We start from the raw sequence: 23973 nt of genomic DNA, 5'->3' as shown, positions 1-23973 counted from the left end.
AGAGGAATTGAGTTGCATGAAGGAACAAGCTTTGTTTTGTGATGGAACCGCGAGCTATGTCAGTCCGCCCGAACCGGCGGAGAATGAGAGGGTGACGCTCCGGTTCCGGACAGCCAAAGATGATGTGGACAGTGTCCGCCTCGTAACCAGAGTCGGTGGTTACGAAATGGAGCTAGAGGATACCAGGGGCGGGTTCGACTATTACACTATCAGCTGGCGGCTGAATGAGGAGCGTTTCCACTATTGCTTTGAAATCCGCTCTGGTGAAGAAGTCTGCTTTTACAACAGATGTGGTGTGTCAAAAGAGGTTGTTGAATTTTATGATTTTGTTATAGCACCGGGATTTTCTACACCGGATTGGGCCAAGGGAGCCGTGATGTATCAGATATACACCGACCGCTTCTATAATGGAGATAAGTCCAATGACGTAGAGTCAAATGAATATTTCTATATCGGAGGCTACAGCCGCAAGGTCACGGACTGGAACAAGTACCCTGATACGATGGGGGTACGGGAATTTTATGGCGGAGACCTGAAAGGGGTCATGGATAAGCTGGATTATCTGCAGGAGCTCGGAGTCGAGGTGCTGTACTTCAACCCGCTGTTCGTATCGCCGTCGAACCATAAATATGATATTCAGGATTATGATTATATCGACCCTCACTACGGGGTGATATTGGAAGATGGAGGAGAGGTCCTGCCCGAAGGCGTGACCGATAACTCTAAGGCGAGCAAGTACCAGAAGCGCACGACCGACCGCAGGAACCTGGAAGCCAGCAACCAGCTTTTCATACGGCTGGTGGAAGAACTTCACAGGCGGGGAATGAAGATTATACTGGACGGGGTGTTCAACCATTGCGGTTCATTCAATAAATGGATGGACAGGGAAAGGATATATGAAGCCCAGGATGATTACGCCAAGGGGGCGTACGTATCTCCGGACAGCCCGTACAGGAGCTACTTCAGGTTCTACAAAGAGGAGCCGGATAACTGGCCGTACAATCATAATTACGATGGATGGTGGGGACACGATACCCTGCCGAAGCTGAACTATGAAGATTCTGTAAAACTGGAAAATTACATTTTATATATCGGACGCAAGTGGGTATCGCCTCCGTACAATGTAGACGGCTGGCGTCTGGACGTGGCGGCGGATCTGGGGCGGAGCAATGAATACAACCATCAGTTCTGGAAGAAGTTCCGGACGGCGGTGAAAGATGCCAATCCTGACGCCCTTATACTTGCGGAGCACTATGGCGATCCAAGCGAATGGCTCAGAGGTGACGAGTGGGATACGGTCATGAACTATGACGCATTTATGGAGCCGGTCACATGGTTCCTGACCGGGATGGAAAAGCACAGTGACGAAGCACGGGAAGAGCTGTCGGGAAATGCGGACAACTTTGTCGGCTCTATATCACACCACATGTCCAATATGCTTACGCCGTCTCTTCAGGTGGCTATGAACGAGCTGTCCAACCACGACCATTCCCGGTTCCTGACAAGGACGAACCACATGGTTGGCCGAGTAGAGAAGCTGGGTCCGCAGGCAGCGGAGGCATATGTCAATACGGCTGTCATGCGTGAGGCGGTCGTGATCCAGATGACCTGGACCGGGGCACCGACCATATACTACGGGGATGAAGCCGGAGTCTGCGGATTCACAGACCCTGACAACAGGCGTACGTATCCGTGGGGTAATGAAGATAAGGAGATGCTGTCTTTCCATAAGGAAGTGATACGTATACACAAAGAGCACAAAGCACTGCGGACGGGATCGCTGAGCATGCTGTCATGGGCAGAGAATGTCCTGGCATACGGCCGCTTCCTCCGGGAAGAGCAGATTATAGTAATCATCAATAACAGAAGTGAACTTACGGAAGTGAACGTGCCGGTCTGGAGGGCAGAAGTACCAGCCAAATGCCGGATGAGAAGGCTCATCTACTCATACACCAAAGGTCATACCACAGAATATGAAGAGTATCTTGTTGTTGACGGTGAGCTCGTCGTCAACATGGGGGCACATTCCGCCCTTGTGCTTGAGACGATCGTGGAAGAAAGACAGGGGGAATAGAATACACGAACAAAAAACAGGCATATGTGCCTGTTTTTTGTTCACTCTATATTCTCCTGTTTGAGGACAAAACTATGCTATTTAAAGACAGTTCTACAAATCCTTCCCTAAACATGCTATCTTTTTCCTATAAAGTTGCGAAATAATTCGACGTATGCCAATAGATATTGTTTTTCAGGAACAGTCATCATATCTACTTGATACAAGATCTGTTCTGTAAGCGCATCCGAAGGCCCGCCTGATTGACGAAAAAAGTCGCGGAGCAGATCTTCCAGCCCGACATCTAATATATCGGCCAGCATATGAAGCTTCATGACACTGGGAAGAATCTTTCCATTTTCCAGACGGCTGATAAAACTGGAAGACAAGTTTGCTTTTTCGGCAAGTTCTTCCTGAGTAAGCCCGGCATCTAATCTGGCCTGCTTTACTCTTAATCCGATTTTTTCTTCCATGATGGCTCCTTTCGCTTTTGGGATTAGTGTAACAATATTTTGTAAAAATATGAAATAACTAATATGCACATATATTTACTAATATGCAAGAAAACAGAGGTATAAGACGGGGACGGAGTGAATGATTAAACACACGAATGAGTACGCAGAAACTATCCGGCTGGCCGTAATGAATCTGGAGAAGGAAGGGCTTGAGACAGGCGAAGTGCTCATAGACAGTATCGGCTGGCTCTATGAAAAATATCTGGTCAGCGGTGACAAACGATATGTGCGGCAGTCGCTGGCGCATATGCAGGTGTATCTGGAACAGGGAAACGACTATGAAGATAACAGGCGTTTATTTGACCGTGTCATAAAAGTGCTGGATATGAATAAAGAGGAGCTGCTCATCAGGCTGTACGATGACTGCCCCGTCATAAAGGCCAATAAGAGCCAGGTCAGGAGCATGATAGGCAGATGGAATCCTCATATACATTCAATGTCGATTCATGAAGTAATAGATGATATAATAGAGAAGGTAAATGATGGAAAAGACGGGATGTATTATTACTACAGCGGCAAAATGCTGGACGTCAATAAGAATGTTGTGCCTAAGGACAAGTACCGTCTTACCATACGGGACGGCCGTTCCCTGTTTTGGGATATGCGCCGGAACCGCTATTTTACGATAAAAAGATAAGGGTTAGAGAGAAGCAATATGATAAGAGTAGCTATTGTGGATGACAATCCTCAAATCGTGGAACTGGTGCACACGATCGTATTGGATAAAGTGGGCAAAAATCAGGAACAGTCTGACAACGTAAAGTGTTTTACGAAGCCTATAATGCTGAGATATGTACTGGAAGAAAACAGACAGTACGACCTGTATCTGCTGGATGTCGAGATGCCGGGAGTGAACGGCATAGAACTGGCTAAATATATTAGGAAGATTCAAGAGAATGCGTATATCGTATTCCTTACGTCACATCCCGAATTTGCCATATACAGTTATGACTTGAGCATTCAGGCATACCAGTATATACTGAAAAGCAAGATGAAGACGACGCTGCCGTATGTTCTTGAGAAGATTCAGAATAACCTGAAGAACAAGACAGACCAGTTTCTCGTTATACACAATAATATCAGGTATGAAAAGATAGACCATCCGAAGATAATCCGCATGTACAAAGAAGGAAAGAATACGGTCATCGTCACAGACAACGGCGTCCACAAGAAAAGGACAACTCTGGAAAAAGTCCTTAAGGAGCTGGAAGGTTCTTCCTTCATACAGATAGAACGGGGCAGTATTGTAAACATAGAGCGCATAGACAAGATCATCAGGAATGAAGTACATATGGACAACGGCGATGTTATGGAGATAAGCAGAGCTAACGTCAAGTCCGTTAAACAGCGGATCAACCAGTATTGGGGAGAGCATATATGATTGTGGAAATGCTGCAGTTCTTTCTGGCGCTGGCAGAGATCGGCGTTTGCTTCTGGGCCTGTGATAAGCTGATCTACCATGGGGAAGTCGTGGGGAGGCATCAAAGTTATTTTGTGGTGTGTACATGCCTGATAGCTTTGCTTATATGCTGGAATAAAATGACAGCATTCTTTTCTGTACTTGTTTTAGGGGCAGAAATTATTATTATATGGTTAGCGATGTTCGTACGTAGAAGGAAAAAAGCGTTGTTAAGCTTTGTATTCATTTTTGATACTCTATTACTTGCTACACTATTAGATTTAGTATTATCTTTGTGCGCAATAAGTGTTCTTGGCCACAACTTTTGGGATAAAGTTTATTTTGCGGTAAGTGCAGAAAGAATTTGTATTTATGCTATATCTAGAGTTCTTTTATGCTTAATTTGTTATTTGCTTTTGCTCTATACTAAAAAATTTAAATTTGAGGTAGAGGATTACAAGGGGATTTTATTTGGTTTTGGAACTATAAGCTGTATTTGGGGCTGGTGGTTTTTAACTACTTTATTTGACCGTAGTACAACTAATAATTTAGGTGACAGTTTATTTGTGATTACATGCTTGGTTATACTCATAGCGTTAATGGCTATTGAATTAAAAAGTATTTATTTAAAAACTCAATCACAAATGATACAAATAAAAAATGAGTTGTTAGAGAAAAATTACGATAATTTCTCTAATTTATATGAGAATAGCCGTTATATTTATCATGATTTTAAAAATCATATGATACTTTTAGAAAATTATCTTGAATGTGAGGACTATGCTAAAGCCAAACAGTATCTCAAAGATATTGTTGCACCAATGGACGAATTAAGTAATTATACTTATTGCGGTTCGCAGATACTAAACTTAGTGCTTAATATAAAAGGGTACGAGGCAAATCGTAAAAATATTACATTTTCAACGGATATCGAAACAACTCCATATGAATATGTGGATGAAAATGATTTGGGTATTATATTATTTAATCTTCTTGATAACGCTATTGAAGCTTGTGAGAAAATAGAGGAAAAAGACAAGTGGATACAAATAACAATTAAAAGAAAAAAACAACTATCTATAATAAAGATTGAAAATAGTGTAGAAAAACAAATTTTGGTTAAGGATGGAAAGTATATAACTGGAAAAGAAAACAAATCGATACATGGACTTGGGCTGCAGTCTGTAAAGGCATTGGTAGAAAAGTATGAAGGAGAGGTGGCATATAATCATACAGAGGATATATTTTCAGTGGTAATTACATTCTTTGAGAATGGATTATAGATTTTTTAGAAGGAGGATGAAAAATGCATATTGAAGACAGAAACATTGAATTATCTGGTGACTTACTTCATGAGTTTGAAGAAGTACAGAGGCTTGTTGACGAAGAAATTGGCGTACCATATTCTACATGGTCAATAGGATGCACATCTTTTTTTACTTTGATTTGCTGTAGTTAGGAAGAGGGTAAGAGCTTAATGCTCTTACCTTTTCTTAAATTAAGAAATGTACAATTAATATACAAGAGGTGCTTATGAGAGATAAAAGAGAAACTTATCTGTGGGAGCGGAGCTTCCGGGATATGGAATGTACCGAATCTAAGATTAACATAGAGGAGCTGAGGTTCTGGAAAAGAACAATGGGGGAGGCATTTTTTCAGGAGTTATATGCCAACATCCCGCAGATACGAACCTATTTGTCCGGGCAGGATTATGAGGATGTATCAGGAAACTATGCGAGGGTTATTGCAGACTCTGGCATTGCTAAGGATGAGCTGCCAGAGGAGACGGTGTTATTTTCTGCAAAATATGAGGATGAGAACTTCATGCAGTTCTATATGCCATATCTGGCGGCAGGAGTTACAAAACTGAAGGAGCTTATCGCCTGCAGCGATATATGCAGCCCGGGAGTGTATGAACAATATTTGCTTTCGCTGCTTGCCAGGCTGCAGAAGATCTGTATCCGTACTTTGATCCATGAGCTGCGGCGGAGCAAATCAGAGGGAGAGCTTGAGGGGAAGGATGCTTCGGAAGAATATGAATACTTTGCAGGCAAAGTGATAGACGAGGAGTGGAGAGGCAGACTATGCGGCAAGTACCCGGTACTGGACAGAAGCGTGGGAGAAGCGGTCGCAATGTCGGCAGAATTGTATGCCGAGGCTGTTAACCGTCTCCGGGAGGTGGCGGATGAGGTCACGGAACGTATTTGCGCAGGGAAGACATTTACACATATTACGGGCATAGAGGGAGACATAGCCGACTCTCACAGGGGTGGGAAGAGTGTCCTGAAAATCAGCTTAGACAATGGGATGACCGTCATATATAAACCCCACAGCCTGGAAAATGAAAAGGTGTTCCAGGAACTCCTGCAGTCTCTCGGGGAAAAATGCGGAGTCGATATGTACCGGATGAAGCGTGTAGAAGGCGCCGGATGGGGATTCAGCGAATGTGTAGAACGGAAGGAGTGCACCTGCCAGGAGGAGATGGAGCGATACTATCGAAGGATGGGCGTGTGTATTTTTGCATTTTACCTGCTCGGCACTAATGATATCCACAGCGAAAATATTATTGCCCATGGCGAGTATCCCGTACTTGTTGATCTGGAGAACATTATGAGCGCGCCTGAGGCGTTTGAGCCGTCCGATATCATTGAAAAGGTACAGATGTTCCTACATACCTCTGTGCTGTACTCCGGCGTGCTCCCAAGCTGCAAATGGATGCAGGACGGGGGGAATGTCAATGTGAGCGGTATCGGGGGAAAGGGTGGAAGCAGGATGCCGTTTAAGGTGCCGCGGGTTGTCAATGGCAGGACGTCTGACATGCAGATCCAATATGTGCATCCGGTTCTTGGCTCTGATGATAATACGCCGGTGCTTCAAGGAATGCCGTCAGGACCTGAACGGTATCTCGTCTATATCACCGCCGGTTTCCGGGCGGCTTATGCGTGGGCAGCCCATAACAAGAAGGAGCTGGCTGAGTGGACGCAGCCGCTGCAGCATGTGGAAAGCAGGTATCTGCTCGCGGATACGCAGCGTTATGTCATGTGCCAGAACAGCTCCTACCATCCGGCTTTGATGACGGACGGCGCGAGGCGCCAGATATATCTGTATACGATGTGGTATGGAAGGGATATAGAAAGTGACCGGGACAGGCGAATTGTGGAGTGGGAGGTAAGAGACCTGCTTAAGCATGATATCCCCTTCTTTTATTTTATATCATCAGAGAAGAATCTGTATCATGCAGACGGAAATCGGCTGGAAGGATATTTTCCTAGCACTTCCTATGATATGCTGCTTGAAAAGATTGGCAGCCTAAATGATTCGGATATGTCGAACCAGCTTGAGCTTATTGAGATGACGATTGTGCTTCAAAGCCATGTGGAAAATGAGCTTATGAACGGAGAAGCCAAGGAGTACGGCAGCTGCGTAGAGGAATTTGACTCCGCCGGGAAGGAGAAGCTGCTGGAGCTGGCAGCAGGTATCGGAAAGAGGCTCCTCGCGGGAGCAGTGGACTTTGTCAATGACGACAAAGGGTGGTATATGGCCTGCGTGACTACAGATGGCAGCCTGAGCTGGATGATTCAGCCGGCAGATATGTATCTCTACAGCGGGATAATGGGGATAGCAGTATATTTTCATCTGCTCTTCAAGTATACAGGTGAGGAGAAGTACGGCAGGGCGGCCCTGCAGCTGGACCGCCAGTTATTTGCCTACACAGATCGCATGCGGGCATCGGGGACGGACGAGCTGGCAACAGGAATCTACAATGGAGAATCATCGATCGTGTATGGCTATCTGTATCTTTATAAGGCCGCCGGAAAGGAAGAGTATCTTGAATATGCCAGACGGCATGGGGAGATAGTTGCAAGATGCGTCCGGAAAGATAAGAACTTCGATTTGCTCGATGGGCTGGCAGGTGCGGTTCATGCATTTCTCCTTCTATATCGATGTACGGAAGAAGGGACCTGGCTTACGGCTGCAGAAGAGGCCGCCTGCCGTCTGCTGGAGGCTGCCATAGAGGCTGGCGAAGGGCTGTGCTGGAAAAATGGGCTGTCAGAAGCTGCGCTGCTCGGAATGTCCCATGGGAATGCAGGGATTATGACTGCGTTTGCCGCCCTTTATGAGGCAAGCGGCAGACAGGAGTATCTGGATGCATCCAGGCAGTCTTTTCTATACGAAGATGCCTGTTATGACTCCAGTTTGAAGAACTGGACGGACTTCCGGGCTAAGGAAGGCGTGGACAGGCGGCAGGCGGATACGGTAGCGTGGTGCCATGGAGCGGGAGGAATCCTCCTGTCCAGGATTATGGCGTCAAAAAGCACTGCAGGGGTTCTTGAGGATATCCTGGAGCCGGATATGAAGCGGGCGTCTGATAAGCTCGTAGAAAAGTGCGTGAGAGAGGGCATGTGCCTCTGCCACGGAACCATGGGGAACCTTCTCATGCTCCAGGAGTATTGCAAATATATTAAAAACGAGACGGCGGAGCGGTATAAATGGAAAAATGTACAGTATGTATATGAAAAGCTGAAGGGAGGTCTGTCCCATCTTCTGCCACAGGAAAGGTATAACCCCGGGCTGATGAGCGGTTACGCAGGAATAGGCTATGCCCTGCTCTGTATCTATGATGAGGAGCTGGCGGATGTTCTTTGCCTGGAAGTATAGGATCTGCAAGAATGATATACTTATAAAAAATCATCTGTCTCTGTCCTGCCGGATAGTGTTATAATGGATAAAATCATCAAGCTGCAGGAGGATACCCATTTGTGAAGGACTTTAAAAGAGATAATTTATTGCTGTCACTGTGCGGATTAAACTGCGGCCTTTGCCCTATGCATCTTGGCGGATACTGTCCCGGCTGCGGGGGAGGAGAAGGCAACCAGGCCTGTAAGATAGCGAAGTGCAGCATGTCCCGTGACAAGGTGGATTATTGCTATGAATGTGGAGATTACCCGTGCGAGAAGTATGAAGGAATCGATGAATTTGATTCCTTCATCACGCACAGGAACATGAGAAGGGATCTGCGGAAGGCGAAGGAGACAGGGGTGGACTGCTACGTGGCGGAGCAGGAGGAGAAAGTGCGGCTGCTGCGGTTCCTGCTGGAGAATTATAATGACGGCCGGCGGAAGAATTTTTTCTGCGTGGCAGTAAATCTTCTGGAACTGCAGGATATCAAGGCTATCGTGGAGAAGGCGGAGGCGCGTGCGCAGTCAGAGAATTTTACATTGAAAGAGAAGGCAGCCTGTATCGTGCAGCTTTTGAAAGAGCATGCGGACGGACAGGGTATTGAGCTGAAGCTGATTAAAAAACCCGGTAAAAAATAATTCTACCGGGTCAGAACTTCTGCCCCTCTCTCGGTGATAAGGACCATATATTCAATCTGTGCGGACAGCCCGCCGTCGATCGTATATACAGTCCAGCCGTTGGCTTCATCTACGTGGAAGTCAGGGCTGCCTTCGTTTATCATAGGCTCGATTGTAAACATCATCCCTGGGACGAGCACCATCTCGCTGCCCTTTGGAGTGACGTAGCTGACATATGGGTCTTCATGAAATTCAAGGCCGATTCCATGTCCGCCGATATCTTCCACGACGGAATAGCCATTATCGCGTGCGTGCGAGTTGATTGCGAAGGCGATATCTCCCAGATGTCCCCATGGCTTTGCCTCTTTTAACCCGAGTTCGACACATTCTTCGGTAACGCTCAGAATCTTTGTGGCCCGTTCCGATATGCTCCCTATGGAAAACATTCTGGACGCGTCGGAATAATAGCCGTTCAATATGGTAGATACATCTACATTAATAATATCACCATTTTTAAGAATCTCGTTCTCGTCCGGGATCCCGTGGCATACGACATCGTTGACAGAAGTGCACACGCTCTTTGGGAATCCCTGGTAATGTAATGGAGCCGGAATGCCGCCGTGCTCTGTCGTATAGTCGTACACAAGCCGGTCGATCTTAGCGGTGCTCATGCCTTCGCGGATGTGGGCCGCTACATGGTCAAGCACTGCCGTGTTCAAGGCAGCGCTTTTTTTGATGGCCTCAATCTGGGCGGGAGTCTTCAAAAGAGAGCGGTCAGGTACAATCTGCCCCTTGGCGGCGAGAGACCAGAGCTTAATATCTAGTTTATCCATAATTATATCCATTCCTTTCGCTTCGCTCAGGCACAAAACGTAATGAAAATGTTTTCCTGAGCTTATTTTTTCTTTATAATTCTTCTTGTAGGGAACTCGGTATACTACAAATCACGGGGAGGCGAGTGGGCTGTCCGACTTGCCGGATGACCGCATAATTATATGTGTAGTCTGCCTTTTCAAGCACAAATAAGTGTGACTTTGAGCACGTAATCTTATCTTTGCCTAAACAATCTCGTTTATGGCTTAGGCATTCAGTCAATGCCGTCTCTCCCTATAATCTTTAGCGAACCTATCGGTTCTGAAAGGAGTCCCTATGGCTTTAAAAATCGTGTACAAAATCTGTTGTGGCATTGATGTCCACAAGACTTTTGTAGTGGCCTGCATTGCTTCTACTGATAGCAAAGGCGTGACCACCTATGAGTGCCAACGTTTTTCAACCTACACGAAAGGTTTGAAAAATTTGTTACACTGGCTGCTCGGACACAATTGCAAAGACGTTTGTATGGAATCTACAGGTAAATATTGGATTCCTGTTTATAACATTCTGGAAAGAAAATGTTCCATTGTCCTTGCCCATCCTAAATATGTTAAGGCTATCCGTGGAAAGAAAAGTGACAAGAAAGATGCCAAATGGATTGCTGACCTGTTCAAGCATGATCTTGTTGCCGGAAGCTTTATGCCACCCGCTGACATCCGTCAGCTCCGTGACCTTATGCGCTACCGTTTCAAACTGACCTGCTTTAAATCAAGCGAAAAGAATCGTTTGCAGAACTGTCTCACGGTTTCCAATATCCAGTTGGGAAACGTTGTTTCGGACACCTTCGGCAAATCTGCTCAGGTGATACTGGATAAACTTTTGGAAAATCCCGCAGATACTTCCTTTGACCTTGAACCTCTTGTTTACAAAAGTTTGAAAAAGAAACTCCCTGGACTGCATGACGCTATTGATGGGTATATCACACCGGAACAGGCTGGTAAACTAAAGGTAATTAAAGCTCATTACGAAAACCTGGAATCCCGGAAAGCAGAGCTTGAAGTACTCATTCTTGCGCTCGCCACTCCCTATCAGCAAGAACTTGCCATTCTTCAAACCGCTCCTGGTATCAGCAGTGATTTCACTGCGATTGGAATCATTTCCGAAATCGGTACCAACATGGAGGCCTTTCCTTCGGCGAAACACTTATGCTCATGGGCTGGGCTTACACCAACCAACAATGAAAGTGCAGGGAAGAAAAAATCTGTCCGGGTTTCCAAGGCCGGATGCTATATCAAACCACTACTTGTGCAGTGTGCCAATGCGGTTGTTACCAGCAAAAAGCATCCTGAAATTCGTAACCGCTATCTCCGTCTCAGAAAGCGTCGCGGTCACAAGAAAGCAATCATTGCCATAGCAAGAATGCTTCTGACTGCATTATATCACATGTTGAAGAACGGAGAAAACTATAATGCGGAACTTTACCAAAAATCAGAGTAACCCCCCGTTGATCGAGAAATCACGGTAGAACAGGCTCTTATCATAGCAAGGAATCAAGGTTATAGGATTAAGTCAGCAACTGCATAACCTCAACATACTCGATATTCAATTTTCAAAGCAGCCACCGAAAGATGGCTTATTTGTCATACGATTAAGGGAATGGATACCCTCTACTTTTCATTTTCAATCTTTCCCCTGCTTTCTGTTTATTCATAATATACAATATGCTTTATTATAGCACTTTATATGCGGTTGGGGACACCCTGAATTTGATCGGGGACGGAGGTTTTTTAAAAAACCTCCGTCCCCGATCAAATTCAGGGTGTCCCCAACCGCAGAAATGGGTTATAATATCTATAAGTATGCACGAAAGGAGTGAGTATATGTTTCGAATAGGAATGCTTACAAGCGGCGGAGACTGCCAGGCATTGAATGCCGCCATGCGCGGGGTGGTCAAGGGAATCTGCTCTAAGATACAGGATGTTGAAATCTATGGATTCCAGGAAGGTTATAAAGGTCTGATATATTCTAACTTTAAGATGCTGACATCCAGGGATTTCTCTGGGATACTGACTTTGGGCGGGACGATTCTCGGAACATCCCGGCAGCCCTTCAAGATGATGCGGGTTCCGGATGAGGACGGGCTGGATAAGGTCGAGGCAATGAAGCACACGTATCATAAGCTGAACCTGAACTGTCTTGTCGTGCTTGGAGGCAATGGCACGCATAAGACGGCTAACATGCTTCGGGAAGAAGGCCTTAACATGATGACGCTCCCCAAGACGATTGACAATGACCTCTGGGGAACCGATATGACGTTCGGCTTCCAGAGCGCGGTCGATATCGCCACGGACACGATTGACCGGATCCACACGACGGCAACCTCACACAGCAGGGTATTTATTATCGAGGTCATGGGCCACAAGGTAGGATGGGTTACGCTCCATGCAGGCATTGCCGGCGGGGCTGATATTATCCTGCTTCCGGAGATTCCATATGATATTGACGTGGTAGTTGATGCAATCAACAAGAGGAAGGATGCCGGAAAGAGGTTTACTATAATTGCCGTGGCGGAAGGTGCCATATCAAAGGAAGATGCGAAGCTTTCTAAAAAGGAGCTGAAGGCGAAACAGGCCCAGAATTCATACCCTTCTGTGGCATATGAAATATCCGAAAAGATACAGAAAAAGACCGATCAGGAAGTCCGTATTACAGTGCCCGGACACACCCAGAGGGGAGGTTCGCCCTGCGCTTACGACCGTGTGCTTTCGACGAGGCTAGGCGCGGCAGCGGCAGAAGCCATCATTGACGGGGACTTTGGCAATATGGTAGCAGTAAGGAACAATGAGATCGTACGTGTTCCACTGGCTGAAGTTGCGGGTAGATTAAAATACGTATCTCCATCGGCCGATATTATTAAAGAAGCGAAGCTTACAGGTATCAGCTTTGGGGATGCATAGACAACAATGAGAAAACAGTCAGGAGTGTAGATAAGATGTCATATATGGCATTATACCGGAAGTTTCGTCCGGATGAATTTGAAGACGTTAAGGGGCAGGATGCAATTGTCAAGACGCTGAAAAACCAGATAAAGGCAGACCGTATCGGACATGCCTACTTGTTCTGCGGAACAAGAGGGACGGGTAAGACTACGGTCGCGAAAATATTTGCGAAGGCGGTAAACTGTGAGCATCCGGCAGATGGGAGCCCATGCGGAGAATGTGAGATGTGCCGTTCCATTGCCGCCGGCACTTCCATGAATGTGATAGAGATAGACGCCGCTTCCAACAATGGCGTTGACAACATCCGCGAGATAAGGGAAGAAGTGGCATACAGGCCGACAGAAGGCCGATATAAAGTATATATCATAGATGAGGTACACATGCTCTCCATCGGGGCATTTAATGCGTTGCTAAAGACGCTGGAAGAACCGCCGGAATATGTAATCTTTATCCTGGCGACAACGGAGGCTCATAAGATACCGATAACCATACTGAGCAGATGCCAGCGTTATGATTTTAAGCGGATATCTATCGAGACGATAGCGTGCCGGCTTCAAGAGCTGATAGAAAAAGAGCAGTGGGATGTGGAAGACAAGGCGGTGCGCTATATAGCTAAGATGGCGGATGGTTCCATGAGGGATGCCCTCAGCCTGCTCGACCAGTGTGCTGCATTTTATATCGGAGAGAGGCTGACATACGACCATGTACTGGAAGTGCTTGGGGCTGTGGACACGGAAGTGTTCAGCCGGCTGCTCAGGGAACTGCTCGGCATGGATGTACATCAGGTGATCGAGACCGTGGACGAGCTTGTCATGCAAGGAAGGGAGCTGTCTCAGCTTGCCGCAGATTTCACATGGTATCTGAGGAACCTTCTGCTTGTAAAAGGCTCTGACAACATGGAGGACGTCCTGGATGTTTCCACGGAGAATCTGGCGCAGCTCAAGGAAGAGGCGCAGATGATTGACAACGACACGTTAATCCGTTATATTAGAATCTTCTCAGACCTTACAAACCAGCTCAAGTTCGCGACCCAGAAAAGGGTGCTTCTGGAAGTCGCGATGATAAAGCTGTGCAAGCCGGCCATGGAGTCGGCCCCGGATACGCTGCTTGACCGGATCCGGGCAATCGAAATGCAGCTGGAAAAGGGGATTCCGTCGGCGGAAGTGAAAGAAAAGGTAGTATATGTTAATGCAGACGAAGGTGCAACGCCGGTTCAAGAGCAGAAGCCACAGCTACCGGCTGCCTTAAATGAAGACGTAAAAGCAGTGGCACAAGATTTCCGCGGTATAGCGAATGACGTATCCCCGATGCTTCGTAATTATCTGAAGAAGGCCAGATTGAGCGCGGGCGAAGGAAACCGGCTTCTGATTGTCCTTCCGGACGAGGTGAGCGCCGGCGTCGTAGGGACTGAAGCACATAAAGCAGAGGTGGAGCAGCTGATTGAAGACAGGATTGGGAAAAAGGTAGTGCTGGAAGTCCGGCACGTTGAAACGGGCCGCCGGTTTGAGGACAGCTTTGTGGATATAGAAAATCTGATTCACATGGATATAACCGTGGAAGACGAATAATATTAAAAAAGACAGGAAAACAGGAGGACATTTTATTATGGCAAAACGAGGAGGATTTCCGGGCGGAGGGATGCCTGGCAATATGGCGAATCTTATGAAACAGGCACAGAAGATACAGCGCCAGATGGAAGAGCAGGCGAAGGAAATGGAGACGAAAGAATTCACGGCTTCAGCCGGAGGCGGTGCCGTAGAAGTAACCGTATCCGGTACAAGGCAGGTTCTGAAGGTGAAGCTGGATGAAGAGGTCGTAGATCCCGATGACATCGAGATGCTGGAGGATCTGATTGTGGCAGCAGTGAACGAAGCAATCGGCCAGGTGGAAGAAGTATCTGCATCAGCTATGTCCAAACTTACGGGCGGACAGATGCCGGGCATGTTCTAGCAGGAGCGCAGATAATGGATTATTACAGCAACCAGATAAGCAAGTTAATTGAAGAACTGTCATGTCTGCCGGGCATAGGTACAAAGTCAGCGTCAAGGCTGGCTTTTCACTTGATACATATGCCTGTGGAAGAAGTGAAAAGGCTGGCGGATACTATGGTGGAGGCACGGGAGAATGTGAGGTACTGTTCAGAATGCTATACGCTGACCGACCAGGAGCTCTGCCCAATCTGCAGGAACGACGGAAGAGACCATAAGACGATTATGGTCGTAGAGACGTCAAGAGACCTTGCCGCCTATGAAAAGACCGGCAAGTATGAAGGCGTATACCACGTACTGCACGGAGCGATTTCTCCGATGCTCGGAATCGGTCCGGAGGATATCAAGCTGAAGGAACTGATGGAACGCCTGCGGGGCGACGTAGACGAAGTGATAATCGCCACCAATTCCAGCCTGGAAGGCGAGACTACCGCTATGTACATCAGCAAGCTGATCAAGCCGACCGGCATCAGAGTCAGCCGCATCGCAAGCGGAGTGCCGGTTGGAGGCGATCTGGAATACATCGACGAAGTGACCCTGCTGAGAGCCCTGGAAGGAAGAACCGAAATCTAAAAAGGGACAGGGCAAAACGTAATTGGGGACGGAGGAAATTTAAAAAACCTCCGTCCCCAATTAAAAAAAGGGTGTCCCTGAGGGAGAACTGGTATGGGAAAAAAGAAAGTTACATCTACAGATATTGCCAAAGCGGCGGGGGTATCCCAGTCGACGGTATCTATGGTGCTGAATAAAAAGTATAATGTATCTTTTTCTAAGGAAACGGTCCGGAAGGTGGAGGAAGCGGCGGAAGCGCTCGGCTATGTCCCTCCGGGGAGGAAGAGCCGCAAGGGGAGCCGGAAGGAAAGGCTTCTTGTCGTATTCTGCTCTAATTTGACCAACCCATATTATGTCATGCTTCTGCAGGGGATTGAATCCCGTGCCAAAGAGCAGGGATTCGGCCTGTTCGTATGCAACACGCAGAGAGATCTGCGTATGGAAGAGCGTTACCTGAAGATGATGTGGGAGCTGCGGCCGCTTGGAATCATCTACACGTGCAATCCGAGCGAATGCTTTATGGGGCTGGTGGAGGAACTGTCTGTGCACATTCCGGTCGCTATCATCAACAATCAGAATGAGAAGCTGAATGTAGATGCCGTTGAGCTGGACAACTCCAAACTTGGGCGGATGATGGCACGCCACCTACTGGAGCTCGGGCACAGATATGTAGCATATATCGCGCCGCCGCTGACGGTCAGGCAGAAGCAGCGCTCCAAACGTGTAGAAGGATTTCTGAAAGAATTCGCCGAGGCGGGCATCAAGGAGAATGTCATTATAAAGGCAGCGAAAGAAGAGCTTGACCTGGACATCGCCCACATCGATTCAGAGTATAAGATTGGCTATGACTTGACGAAAGAGCTGCTGAGCGAGACAAAAGAGATCACTGCCATAGTCGGGTTAAATGACATGATTGCGTTTGGAATACTGGATGCACTCCAGGAGGCTAAGATAAAAGTTCCTGGGGATATGTCGGTGATGGGCTGCGACAACACGCTTTTTGCCCGTATGCATAAGGTGGCGCTGACCACGATTGAACACTTTGTCATTTTCAAAGGGCGGGACGCCTGTGACATCATTATGAAGAAAATCGCGTCCCACAACTCCAAATATTCGGAGATTGAACCCATCAGCACTTACCATGTAGAATATGAACCAAAGCTTATCGTAAGAGGGACGACCTCTTATGTGAGAAGGCGCAAAAAAAATAAATTAATGTAAACCGGGGAATTATTAGTAATAATAGGACCGGGATATATTATAAGAAAATCGGAAAAGCGTCAAATATGGCGGAGTAACAAAGGGACTGTTTAATAAATCACAATAATGCAATTAATAATATCTAGTTATTAATTACATAAATTACTAATAATATTTTAAAGCTATTGACCTACATTCCCCACATAGGCTATAATTTTACCATGTGGCAAAATGTAACGAACATGTGTAGGAATGATATATTTAAAGGAGGAAAAAGCATGAAATTTTTCATTGACACAGCTAATGTAGAAGACATTAAAAAGGCAAATGAAATGGGAGTAATCTGCGGGGTTACTACAAATCCTTCCCTCATTGCAAAGGAAGGAAGAGTATTTGAAGAGGTTATCGCTGAAATCGCATCCATCGTTGACGGAGCTATCAGCGGAGAAGTAAAAGCAACGACAGTTGACGCAGAAGGCATGATAGCGGAAGGACGCGAGATTGCAAAGATTCATCCGAACATGGTAGTAAAAATTCCTATGACAGTAGAAGGCTTAAAAGCTTGTAAAGTTCTTTCTTCTGAAGGCATCAAGACAAATGTGACATTAGTCTTTAATTCAAACCAGGCACTTCTGGCAGCCAGGGCAGGCGCGACATATGTGTCTCCGTTCCTTGGACGTCTCGATGACATCAACGTAAGAGGCGTGGACCTGATAAGCGAGATAGCAGAAATCTTCGCAGTATCAGGAATCGAGACTGAAATCATCGCAGCGAGTGTCCGCAATCCGATTCACGTAACAGACTGTGCACTTGCAGGCGCCGATATTGCAACTGTGCCGTACAAAGTAATCGAACAGATGACAAAGCACCCTCTGACCGATGCCGGTATCGAGAAATTCCAGGCAGACTACAGGGCAGTATTTGGAGAATAAATAAGAAGCAGGAGGCAATATTCATGAATAAATTAGAATTAATGAAGACTGCTAATGAAATCCGTAAAGGCGTGGTTACAGCGACACACAGTGCCAAATCCGGACATCCGGGCGGATCATTATCAGCAGCAGACATCTACACATATCTCTATTTTGAAGAGATGAATATAGACCCGAAGGACCCGAAGAAAGCAGACAGAGACCGCTTCGTACTTTCCAAGGGGCATACGGCACCGGGATACTATTCAACGCTTGCCCAGAGAGGCTTCTTCCCCATAGAGGACCTTAAGACCTTGCGAAAAGTAGGCTCTTATCTTCAGGGACATCCTGATATGAAGCACATACCTGGCGTGGACATGTCCTCAGGCTCTCTTGGACAAGGTGTTTCCGCGGCAGTTGGCATGGCCCTCTCAGCAAAGCTTTCCGGGGACAGCTACAGAGTGTACACGCTGCTTGGCGACGGGGAGATTCAGGAAGGGCAGGTTTGGGAAGCAGCAATGCTTGCAGCCCACAGAAAGCTTGACAATCTAGTAGTTATCGTGGATAACAACAACCTTCAGATTGACGGGGCAATTGATGAAGTCAATTCTCCATATCCAATCGACAAGAAGTTTGACGCGTTTAATTTCCATGTAATCAACATCAATGGCCATGACTTTGATGAGATTGACGCGGCATTTAAAGAGGCCAAAGCGACCAAAGGGCAGCCGACGGCCATCATTGCCAAGACAATCAAAGGAAAAGATGTATCCTTTATGGAGAACCAGGCGTCATGGCACGGAGCGGCTCCAAATGATGAGCAGTATGCAACAGCTATGGCAGATTTAGAGAAGGTAGGTGAAGCATTATGTCAGAAGTAAAAAAGATTGCAACGAGAGAAAGCTACGGTAATGCTTTAGTTGAACTTGGTAATAAACATGAGGACGTAGTCGTACTTGACGCTGACCTTGCGGCGGCTACCAAGACAGGCACATTCAAGAAGGCATATCCGGAGCGGCACATCGACTGCGGTATCGCAGAGTGCAACATGATTGGAGTGGCAGCAGGAATCGCCACGACAGGGAAAGTACCTTTTGCAAGCTCCTTTGCCATGTTTGCGGCAGGACGGGCATTTGAGCAGGTAAGGAACTCTGTGGGTTATCCCAAGCTGAATGTCAAGATTGGCGCCACCCACGCAGGAATCTCCGTCGGAGAAGACGGTGCGACCCACCAGTGCAACGAAGACATCGCGCTTATGAGAACGATTCCGGGAATGGTAGTCATCAACCCGTCTGACGATGTAGAGGCCAAGGCAGCCGTAGAAGCGGCTTATGAACATGTAGGTCCTGTATACCTCAGATTCGGAAGGCTTGCGGTACCGGTCATCAATGACAAGCCGGACTATAAATTTGAACTTGGCAAGGGCGTCGTGCTGCGTGAGGGCAAGGACGTGACAATCGTCGCTACGGGACTTCCTGTGTCCAACTGCCTTGAAGCGGCCGAGAAGCTGGCGGCAGATGGAATAGAAGCCAAGGTTATCAATATCCATACGATCAAGCCGTTTGATGAGGAACTGATTGCAGAGGCTGCAAAAGAGACCGGAAAGATTGTAACAGTGGAAGAACACTCCGTTATAGGAGGACTTGGAAGCGCAGTGTGCGACGTCGTGGCAGAAAAGGCACCGGCCAAGGTTATGAAGATCGGTATCAATGATACTTACGGCGAATCAGGCCCTGCCGTAGAGTTGGTTAAGAAATATGGCCTGGACGCTGACAGCATCTATGAGAAAGTAAAAGCGTTCTGCTAAATTGAATAATGAAGCAGCAGGAGAAAGGACATGGCAGTGACAGCATACTGCCATGTCCTTTTGCCAGTATTGAGGTATTGCAAAGACACGGCAGAGAAGGTAGAATATAGAAGGTAAAAGTCTGGACAGACGATGTACCTGAATCTATATGAAAAGCGATAGAAAGAGTCGATATGCGAAACATAAGGAAAGAAATAGTTGAAAAATTATATACGCTCCGCCGTGGATGGAAAGAGGAGTTCTACGATTGTATCAAAGATGTGGCGAGACATCCGGTCGTACTGCGGATGAAGCTCTATCCGCACCACGGGAGCACCAACTGCTATCAGCACTGCATGAACGTCGCCTACTATAACTACCAGTGGTGCCGTTTCCTGCATCTGGACGCCAGGTCGGCAGCCCGCGCAGGCATGCTTCACGATCTGTTCCTGTACGACTGGCATACCCACGCGGCGAGAACAGGAGATAAATTCCACGGCCTGACACATCCGGATGTGTCATATAAGAATGCCTCAAGGCTGTATCAGTTGAATAAGGTAGAGAAAGATATCATATTGAACCACATGTGGCCGGTGACCTTTTTCCGATTTCCGAGGACAAAAGAAGGATGGATTACGACCATAACAGACAAGTATTGCGGCGCCTGTGAAACAAGCCGTCGAAAATAAAAAGAAATGCCGGTAACATGCCGGAAATTTAATAGGACAAGTCCCATCAAATGATAAAATGCGCACAATCCATATGCTATCATAAGCAAAAATATGCAGATGAGGTGAGAGTATATGGAGAAACAATTTCCCAAGAATGTAAGGCAGATAGGGAACGTCAGCGATGAGCCTAAGATATATGTAGAAGACTATGTAGACACCTATTTGAGCCAACTGCGTGAGAAAGCGGCAGAGACAGCCATAGGGGCTGCTCTTGTCGGAGAGATACAGTCTCTGGAAGACCAGGATGTGGTCTACATATCAGGTGCGATACAGATGAAGGAACTGGAAGTCAAGGGGACAGAGATCGCTATAGAGGAAGAGACATGGAAACAGCTGGAGGAGGACAAGCAGGAATACTTCCCTTCCAAAGAGCTGGTTGGATGGTGCCTGATTGAAACCGGACATCCCATGGGGCTGAACAGCGGTGTCAAGAAAGTACATGAAGCCTCTTTTTCCAAAGCGAACAGCATATTCATCTGGAAAGATGCCCTCGAGGCGGACGAGATCTATTACGCATATAAATATCATGAACTGATGCAGATGGGAGGACATTACATCTATTATGAAAAGAATCCTTCCATGCAGAATTATATGATAAATACACGTAAAAAGATCGGCGTTACACCCAGTGAAGTGGTTGAGGATCGAGCTGCAAAGGATTTTCGTAGTGCAGTAAGGGAAAAGATGGAATATAAAGAGCAAAAAGGAAGCTCCAAATTCACTTACGCTACGAGCGTACTGCTTGTCGTAGTAGTACTGGCGATTGGTATCTCAACCGTTAATAACTTCGATAAAATGGAAGCTGTCCAGACATCTCTCGAGTCACTGTCACAGTCAGTGAACAAGCCGGAGAGCAAGACGGGCACCGTCAATGAAAATGAGGGAGCAGATTCTGATAAAAATACTACTGCAGGTGAGGCGAAGGCTGAGGATGCAGACGCAGAAGATAAAGAAGTTTCCGGAGGTACGGTTCCGGAAACTTCTACTATTCAGGAGCAGCTTGGCGATGAAGACTATTATGTAGTCCAGAAAGGAGATACGCTGGACAGCATCAGTGTAAAGCTATATGGAAACACTTCCCATGTGGAGGCGATCTGCAAGATGAACGGCCTGTCTGACGGCAACCTTATATTCATCGGGCAAAAATTGCTATTACCATAGAAGTAAAATATGGTATACTGAACACAAATGAAAATACAGAAGGAGATACAGATGTTACACAGAAGAAATAAGAACTTGCGTGTAGTAAGTGAATCTGGAGATCCGACAGATGCAATCATTGACCAGATAATGACGGAATTAAACAGCGAGGACAATCCGGTAGAGAATATGGAGGAGCAGATCAGGCAGCATAAAGCCAGATTCAGACGCCGTATCATAATAGCTGTCTCGGCTGTTGTGGCCGCGGCTGTCGGCATCTACCTCCTTATACATCTTCAGACGTATACAAAGGCCAGGGTCAGCGACACCTATGCAATCAAAGGCGCCGGCAATAACAGCTATGAAGAATTTGCAGACGGAGTCCTCAAGTACAGCCGGGACGGAGTGTCATACCTGAACCATAAAGGAGAGGAAGAGTGGAACCAGCCGTATCAGATTCAGAATCCATCTGTAGATGTATGCGGAGATTCTGCCGCCCTTGCGGACAAAGGCGGGAACAGTATCATGATACTCCATAAAGGAGGGCTGAAGGGAGAGATACACACGACGCTGCCGATAGAAAAGATATCTGTGTCAGGACAAGGAATTGTCAGCGCAATATTAAAAAATGAGTCTTCACCAAAAGTAATATGTTATGATACTGCCGGAAATGTGCTCGTTGAGATAAAAGCATCATTGTCAGGGTCGGGCTACCCGGTTGACGTGGCTTTATCAGAGAACGGGGAGGTTATGCTTGTCTCCTATCTGTATACGCAGGAGGGCAGGGTCACATCCAAGGCCGTGTATTATAATTTTGGCGAGGCAGGGGAGGAGAAGGCGGACCATCAGGTGGCGTCCAAAGAGTATGAAGGGACTATATTCCCGTCGGCCTTTTTCATGAAGGGAGAGATTTCCGCAGTCGTGGGTGATGACAGGCTCGTCGTATATAAAGGGCTGGATGAACCGAAAGAACAGGTGGACGTCAAGATTGAAAAAGAGATCAAGAGCGTGTTCCACAGTGAGAAGTATATAGGCATGGTTCTGAAAAATGAAGGAAAAGAAGGATATGAGCTTCGGCTTTATAATACTAGCGGCCGTCAGGTGATGTCTAAAGATTTCACGGGCGATTACAGCCAGGTGAAGCTGAGCAAAAGCCAGGTCATCATGTATGACGGGAAGAAGTGCACCATCTTTTTGAGGACCGGCGTCAGAAAGTTTGACGGTGAGATGAAATCGAACATACTGGAAATGTTCCCGATCGCAGGAGTAAATAAATACATCGTGATGAATGCAGACGGAATGGAAGTAGTCCGGCTTGTAAAATAAGGAGAAGACATGAACTGGATATTAATAGCGACTGGAGTTATATTTTTAATCTGTATTGTGGCAGGTATCAGCAGGGGAGCGATTAAGATAGCAGTATCCCTGGCCGCAACCCTTCTGACTTTGCTGCTTGTATATTTTGCCACGCCTTATGTGGCTCAGGGAATAACCAAGTACACTCCTCTAGACGAGATGATTGAGGATAAGGTGATCAGTACGATGGCAGGCGCCGCGGCATCACAGATAGCGGAAGGTGATACGGACGGGCTGACGCAAGAGGATGTCAGGAAGGCATTAAACGCGGCAGGAGTGACGGAGGACATGCTGTCCCAGTATGGCGTGACGGTCCAGGATATTGTAGACGGCAAGATTAAAAGTTCGGATCTGGAGAAATATGGGATATCCGGTGATTTGCTGAACTGGCTCGGCGGAGAGAAGAAAAAAGAGGTGGAGAATGCAATAAATAATGCGGATATACCGAGAGACCTTCAGGTGGCCGCGATAGATAAAGCCGATCTCCCGGGTCTGTTTAAGGACATGCTGACAACGAATAATAACAGCGACGTATACAAAGAGCTTGGAGTGGAGACGTTTGCCCAGTACGTCGGACATTTCCTGGCAAAGCTTATCATCAACATTATTGCATTTCTGTGTACGTTCATATTAGTTACCATAGTGGTTCGGGCGATCGTATTCGCCCTTGACATTGTCTCGGAGCTGCCGGTGCTCGGAGCTGTAAACAGGCTGGCCGGAGGGGTGGTAGGAGTGGCAGGCGCCCTGATAATAGTATGGACCTTGTTTGTTATCATAACATTGCTCTATACGACGGATATCGGTAAGCAGATGTTTGGGATGATTGAAAGCAACAGCCTGTTGAAGATGCTTTACGATTTTAACCCGATAATGAAGCTGGCCACGATTTTAAAATAAAATAGTATAAAATCCCTTGACATCAAAAATAAAAGATGATATTATTAAAATCCACCGCGGGAACGTGGTGGATTTTTGAGCGGGACAAGCAGGCAAGAGCCGATAGAGCCGCTTAAAAAAATAAAAAAAGATATCCAAAAAGTATTGACAAAACATTCCAATATATGGTATCTTATAAAAGTTGTCGCTGACATGAAGCGAAACAACAGAGCACCTTGATAATTAAACAATAGACAACGACCCTGAAGATTTCTTGAAAAGAGAAAAATTCAGAACGGACATCGAATGAGATGTCAACCTAAAAACAGTAATAACGGGATAGGATTAGCTAGTAGT

General features: G+C 46.6%; 21 protein-coding genes and 1 pseudogene. 20 read left to right on the top strand and 2 right to left on the bottom strand.

Going from position 1 to position 23973, the window contains the following annotated elements; genetic code table 11:
• The first annotated feature begins 16 nt into the window (after positions 1-16).
• A complete protein-coding gene (locus tag E1963_RS17920) occupies positions 17-2074 on the top strand; it encodes a glycoside hydrolase family 13 protein (RefSeq protein WP_132281039.1) in 2058 nt (685 codons plus the stop codon).
• A gap of 116 nt (positions 2075-2190) precedes the next feature.
• On the opposite strand, the gene E1963_RS17915 is transcribed toward E1963_RS17920, so the two are convergent.
• A complete protein-coding gene (locus E1963_RS17915; protein WP_132281036.1) occupies positions 2191-2526 on the bottom strand; it encodes a helix-turn-helix domain-containing protein in 336 nt (111 codons plus the stop codon).
• Positions 2527-2647: 121 nt separating this feature from the next.
• Between E1963_RS17915 and E1963_RS17910 the strand changes: the two genes are divergently transcribed.
• The 6 genes from E1963_RS17910 (at position 2648) to E1963_RS17890 (ending at position 9285) form a co-directional block, all read left to right on the top strand.
• Positions 2648-3205, top strand: a complete 558-nt coding sequence (locus E1963_RS17910) for a hypothetical protein (RefSeq protein WP_132281033.1) — start codon at positions 2648-2650, stop codon at positions 3203-3205.
• Between the two features lie 18 nt (positions 3206-3223).
• Positions 3224-3949: a LytR/AlgR family response regulator transcription factor gene (locus tag E1963_RS17905; protein ID WP_132281030.1), complete on the top strand. Its 726-nt coding sequence runs from the start codon at positions 3224-3226 to the stop codon at positions 3947-3949.
• Complete coding sequence (locus E1963_RS17900; protein WP_132281027.1) at positions 3946-5250, top strand: sensor histidine kinase; 1305 nt, start codon at positions 3946-3948, stop codon at positions 5248-5250. The genes E1963_RS17905 and E1963_RS17900 overlap by 4 nt, the downstream gene beginning before the upstream one ends.
• 23 nt (positions 5251-5273) lie before the next feature.
• The gene (locus E1963_RS19855; RefSeq protein ID WP_167482252.1) at positions 5274-5426 is read left to right on the top strand and encodes a hypothetical protein; all 153 of its coding nucleotides are present in this window, start codon (positions 5274-5276) and stop codon (positions 5424-5426) included.
• Positions 5427-5500: 74 nt separating this feature from the next.
• A complete protein-coding gene (locus E1963_RS17895; protein WP_132281024.1) occupies positions 5501-8626 on the top strand; it encodes a type 2 lanthipeptide synthetase LanM family protein in 3126 nt (1041 codons plus the stop codon).
• Positions 8627-8727: 101 nt separating this feature from the next.
• Positions 8728-9285, top strand: coding sequence for a DUF3795 domain-containing protein (locus E1963_RS17890; protein ID WP_132281021.1), 558 nt, complete (start codon positions 8728-8730; stop codon positions 9283-9285).
• Positions 9286-9287: 2 nt separating this feature from the next.
• On the opposite strand, the gene map is transcribed toward E1963_RS17890, so the two are convergent.
• The gene (gene map / locus E1963_RS17885) at positions 9288-10097 is read right to left on the bottom strand and encodes a type I methionyl aminopeptidase (RefSeq protein ID WP_132281018.1); all 810 of its coding nucleotides are present in this window, start codon (positions 10095-10097) and stop codon (positions 9288-9290) included.
• A gap of 316 nt (positions 10098-10413) precedes the next feature.
• On the opposite strand from map, the pseudogene E1963_RS17875 reads away from it, so the two are divergent.
• From E1963_RS17875 to E1963_RS17815, 13 genes and pseudogenes are all read left to right on the top strand, one after another.
• Positions 10414-11661: pseudogene (locus E1963_RS17875) on the top strand (IS110 family RNA-guided transposase).
• A gap of 296 nt (positions 11662-11957) precedes the next feature.
• The gene (locus E1963_RS17870; RefSeq protein WP_132281012.1) at positions 11958-13034 is read left to right on the top strand and encodes a 6-phosphofructokinase; all 1077 of its coding nucleotides are present in this window, start codon (positions 11958-11960) and stop codon (positions 13032-13034) included.
• A 35-nt stretch (positions 13035-13069) separates the two neighbouring features.
• Positions 13070-14644: a DNA polymerase III subunit gamma/tau gene (dnaX, locus tag E1963_RS17865; RefSeq protein ID WP_132281009.1), complete on the top strand. Its 1575-nt coding sequence runs from the start codon at positions 13070-13072 to the stop codon at positions 14642-14644.
• 37 nt (positions 14645-14681) lie between these two features.
• Complete coding sequence (locus E1963_RS17860) at positions 14682-15026, top strand: YbaB/EbfC family nucleoid-associated protein (protein ID WP_132281006.1); 345 nt, start codon at positions 14682-14684, stop codon at positions 15024-15026.
• 14 nt (positions 15027-15040) lie between these two features.
• Positions 15041-15637 (top strand): recombination mediator RecR, encoded by a 597-nt coding sequence (recR, locus tag E1963_RS17855; RefSeq protein WP_132281003.1) that lies wholly within the window; start codon positions 15041-15043, stop codon positions 15635-15637.
• A 93-nt stretch (positions 15638-15730) separates the two neighbouring features.
• Positions 15731-16837: a LacI family DNA-binding transcriptional regulator gene (locus tag E1963_RS17850; protein ID WP_132281000.1), complete on the top strand. Its 1107-nt coding sequence runs from the start codon at positions 15731-15733 to the stop codon at positions 16835-16837.
• Positions 16838-17094: 257 nt separating this feature from the next.
• The gene (gene fsa / locus E1963_RS17845) at positions 17095-17748 is read left to right on the top strand and encodes a fructose-6-phosphate aldolase (protein WP_132280997.1); all 654 of its coding nucleotides are present in this window, start codon (positions 17095-17097) and stop codon (positions 17746-17748) included.
• A gap of 23 nt (positions 17749-17771) precedes the next feature.
• Positions 17772-18608, top strand: coding sequence for a transketolase (locus tag E1963_RS17840; protein ID WP_066571560.1), 837 nt, complete (start codon positions 17772-17774; stop codon positions 18606-18608).
• Positions 18596-19534, top strand: coding sequence for a transketolase family protein (locus E1963_RS17835; RefSeq protein ID WP_132280994.1), 939 nt, complete (start codon positions 18596-18598; stop codon positions 19532-19534). The genes E1963_RS17840 and E1963_RS17835 overlap by 13 nt, the downstream gene beginning before the upstream one ends.
• A 173-nt stretch (positions 19535-19707) precedes the next feature.
• Positions 19708-20202, top strand: a complete 495-nt coding sequence (locus tag E1963_RS17830; RefSeq protein WP_066581150.1) for an HD domain-containing protein — start codon at positions 19708-19710, stop codon at positions 20200-20202.
• 114 nt (positions 20203-20316) lie between these two features.
• Positions 20317-21405: a LysM peptidoglycan-binding domain-containing protein gene (locus E1963_RS17825; RefSeq protein ID WP_132280991.1), complete on the top strand. Its 1089-nt coding sequence runs from the start codon at positions 20317-20319 to the stop codon at positions 21403-21405.
• Between the two features lie 51 nt (positions 21406-21456).
• Complete coding sequence (locus tag E1963_RS17820) at positions 21457-22710, top strand: DUF5711 family protein (RefSeq protein WP_132280988.1); 1254 nt, start codon at positions 21457-21459, stop codon at positions 22708-22710.
• Between the two features lie 9 nt (positions 22711-22719).
• The gene (locus E1963_RS17815) at positions 22720-23637 is read left to right on the top strand and encodes a CvpA family protein (protein ID WP_132280985.1); all 918 of its coding nucleotides are present in this window, start codon (positions 22720-22722) and stop codon (positions 23635-23637) included.
• Positions 23638-23973: the final 336 nt, after the last annotated feature.

The sequence above is a fragment of the Extibacter muris genome, assembly GCF_004345005.1.
GTDB lineage: Bacteria > Bacillota > Clostridia > Lachnospirales > Lachnospiraceae > Extibacter > Extibacter muris.
Note: the sequence above shows the minus strand (reverse complement) of the source record. Positions and strands in the feature narration are given on the sequence as shown.